The sequence below is a fragment of the Microcystis sp. LEGE 08355 genome (assembly GCF_015207185.1).
GTDB lineage: Bacteria > Cyanobacteriota > Cyanobacteriia > Cyanobacteriales > Microcystaceae > Microcystis > Microcystis panniformis.
Window position 1 is genome coordinate 1 of the sequence record NZ_JADEXI010000504.1, and the last position, 3,360, is coordinate 3,360.

Here is a 3,360-nt window from a genome sequence, read left to right on the forward strand (position 1 = left end):
TTAAAAATTATCAGATGCCTCCTTATTAAGGGGGATCCCCCCGCCTATCGGCACCCCCCTTATCAAGGGGGGCAGGGGGGATCGAACCTAAAATCCATTTTTAATTTAATTATAACCAGCTACTTAAATTCTTGGAGATTGTTGCTGTATAATTGTGATGACTGCCCCCGCTTTTCATCTGAACTATGCCCATTCCCGATTTTCAATCGATTATGTTGCCGCTATTAAAAATACTTGCAGATGGCAAAATTTATAAATATCGAGAAATTCTTGAAGACTTGGTCAGAGAGTTTCAAGTCAGAGAAGCAGAAAGAAAAGAAATGCTTCCCAGTGGACAACAAGAAATTTTTGCTAATCGAGTCGGTTGGGCAAAAACCTATTTAAAGAAAGCGGGATTAATTGAGTCACCCCAAAGGGCAACTTTTGTAATTTCTGAGAGGGGCATTAGCGGGACAAGGAGCCAAAAAAGGTATTTTCATTACCACTTCCTATTTTACCCAAGATGCTTTAGAATATGCCCCCAGAAATGAGATAAAAATAGTGCTGATTGATGGGGAAGAATTAGGTCAATTTATGATTGATTATAACTTAGGTGTATCGACACAAAAAATCTATGAAATCAAGAGAATTGATCATGATTATTTTGGGGATGAATGAGAACGTAGGTTGGGTTGAAGCATGAAACCCAACGCCCGCATAGTTTACGCTACCGCTAACTCATCCTACAAATAATTGTGCCTCCCTACTTATAACTTAGGTGTATCGACCCAAAAAATCTATGAAATCAAGAGAATTGATCATGATTATTTTGGGGATGAATGAGAGAGAGAGGAGGACAAGGGTTACAGAAAACGACGATGGCGTTAAAATAGATGGAAAAAATAGAGGATAAAAACTATGGACGGGATGACCTTTTTTCAGAAAAGTGCGGGACAGTGGAAATCTCAGCGCACCACCCATCATTTACCCTTTCGACGCTCAGAAACTGGCGATTCCGAGATTTATGTGGAAGCTTTAAGCGCCGATAACCCGAAAATTATCGCTATCTGTGAAATGCACGAAGTGGATCCCGCTAAGACTGTGGGGGGTGCGTTTGTCAGTTGGGATGGTTCAATGCAGTGGGACAAAGAAGACGAAAATCATCAAGGAACCACCGTTTTTGCGCTAATTCCCGATGAAGATAATCCCCAAGCTGGTGTTCTGTTGCGGGAGCGAGGTTATGCGGAAATCATTCCCGTGGCGGGCCGTTATCACATTGATGAACAGGAAGGTTTAGTCTTAATTACAGAATACGAAACTATGACCTCGATCGAGCGTTTTTGGTTTGCCGATACCGATTTACGTCTCCGCACTAGCACAGTTCAACGTTTTGGCGGTTTTAATACGGCCACTTTCTGTGCTGAATCCCGCAATCAGTCATCGGAGTCAGTCTCTAGTGATTCCCCCGAACCTTCATCCTATTCGATTAGTGGCTGGTAAATTCAGTTATCAGTCATCAGTTATCAGTTATCAGTCATCAGCTTTTTTCTCCCCTCTCCCTGCTCCGGCGCTCCCCAACACCCCGGATGGTAAGCAAGTTTTCTTAACAATTGTAAGAATTTTTAATATTTCTTTTCTAGTTGGCACCTACTCCCTTATCATTAGGAGGAAAGTTTTTTAAGCATTTCTAAGGATACGGAGGTTTACCCTTGGCCATTCCTCTTTTAAATTACGCCCCCAAGTCCCAAAACGTGCGGGTAGCTGGTTATGATGTCGGTGGAGACGAAAAACCGAGAGTTTACACGACGGAAAATGTCCTCTCCCCTACCGACCTGGACGATTTAATCGAAGCCGCTTACCGTCAGATTTTCTTCCATGCCTTTAAATGGGATCGGGAACCCTTCCTCGAATCCCAATTACGCAATGGACAATTATCCGTGCGGGATTTCATTCGTGGTTTACTGTTATCGAAAACCTTCTATAACAGCTTCTACGAGAAAAACAGCAACTATCGCTTTGTCGAACAGGTAGTACAAAGAGTTCTCGGTCGCGATGTCTATAGCGAAAGAGAAAAAATTGCTTGGTCGATTGTCGTTGCCACCAAAGGTATTCAAGGTTTTGTCGATCAACTTCTCAACAGTGACGAGTATCTGCAAAGCTTTGGTTATGATACCGTTCCCTACCAACGTCGTCGCACCCTAGCCAGCCGCGAAATCGGTGAACGTCCATTCAACATCACCTCGCCTCGCTACGATGGCTACTATCGTGGTATTTTGGGCTTCCCCCAAATCGTTTGGCAGAATGCTGTCCGTCGCTATGTTCCCCAAGAGCAAAAACCCAAAGCCGGCGATCCTTCCAGCTTCTTGGCTATGGCCCGGGGTCTCGGTAGCGCCAAAGGCAATCCTGTACCAAGAGTCTCCGCTATGAATATTAACATCGAGGCTTCTGTACCCCGTCGTTAATTTTTAGCTAAACCTACCGGGGAGAGTCCCTAATTGGCAGAATGACCCCTGAACCATAATCAGGTTATCCTGTGAATTGGTGGCTCTCCCTATGGGGTTGCTCCTGAAATAATCCCCCCACCGAGAACGATTTCCCCTTCATAAATTACGGCTGCCTGGCCCGGGGTGATGCTAAATTGTGGTTCATCAAAAACCAGTTTCACTTGATTATTTTCCAGGGGAATAACATTGACGGGAACAGCCGGAGAACGATAACGTACCTGTACTTGCGCGCGGATAGGGGTGGTGGGTTCAGCAATAGAAACCCAGTTCATCCGTCCGACAAGACAATCGGCACTAACGGCACTTTCGCGATTACCGACGATAACCCGATTCATGACGGGATCCAGTTTTACCACATACAGGGGTTCGGCGGCGGCGATGCCGATGCCTTTGCGTTGTCCGATTAAGTGAAAGATAGGAAAAGGTAGTGTTGCGTTTCGTTGCCTCAACCCAACCGACAAGATCGGCGTACTGCTACGCAGTGCCTTCGGCATCGCACTATACAATTTGTGTTAATCTTCTTTTTGTACCAGATCTAAAACATTGCGTTTGGAGAAACCGCTCAACTAAACTTACTCAAACTTACTTAAAAGCCTGAAAGCTTAGTCATTCGTAGTGGGTCAAGCACGGAGCGGATTAAACGGCAAACCCTTTATTCCCTGGTCAATGACATCAGGAATTACTTTTCTAATGATGTTAAATGACCCATTGACATCGGCATTTAACAACTGATTTGTTCCCATTTTATACAGTCCCCTAGCTAACCTTTTTCCCTTAAATAATGGTTTTTCTTCACCATATTTAGGTAACTCATCCCTATCTAAAGCACTGGATTGTGAGGTATAGGATTCTTCAGTTATTATGACTTTTATTCCTT

Annotated in this window: 2 protein-coding genes and 3 pseudogenes; 3 read left to right on the plus strand and 2 right to left on the minus strand. The window is 44.2% G+C overall.

Annotated features, from left to right (window positions below; all coding sequences use genetic code 11):
* The first annotated feature begins 185 nt into the window (after positions 1-185).
* The 3 genes and pseudogenes from IQ242_RS20100 (at position 186) to IQ242_RS20110 (ending at position 2,441) form a co-directional block, all read left to right on the plus strand.
* Positions 186-657 (plus strand): annotated as a pseudogene (locus IQ242_RS20100) (winged helix-turn-helix domain-containing protein).
* Positions 658-897: 240 nt separating this feature from the next.
* On the plus strand, positions 898-1,479 hold the full coding sequence (locus IQ242_RS20105) for a phycobiliprotein lyase (protein WP_193961174.1): 582 nt from the start codon (positions 898-900) through the stop codon (positions 1,477-1,479).
* Positions 1,480-1,688: 209 nt separating this feature from the next.
* Complete coding sequence (locus tag IQ242_RS20110) at positions 1,689-2,441, plus strand: phycobilisome rod-core linker polypeptide (protein ID WP_002803412.1); 753 nt, start codon at positions 1,689-1,691, stop codon at positions 2,439-2,441.
* Between the two features lie 89 nt (positions 2,442-2,530).
* Here IQ242_RS20110 and IQ242_RS20115 read toward each other — a convergent pair.
* Together IQ242_RS20115 and IQ242_RS20120 are read right to left on the minus strand one after the other, a co-directional pair.
* A pseudogene (locus IQ242_RS20115) lies at positions 2,531-2,893 on the minus strand (aminomethyltransferase beta-barrel domain-containing protein); the annotation flags it as partial.
* 210 nt (positions 2,894-3,103) lie between these two features.
* Positions 3,104-3,360 (minus strand): annotated as a pseudogene (locus tag IQ242_RS20120) (RNA-guided endonuclease TnpB family protein); the annotation flags it as partial.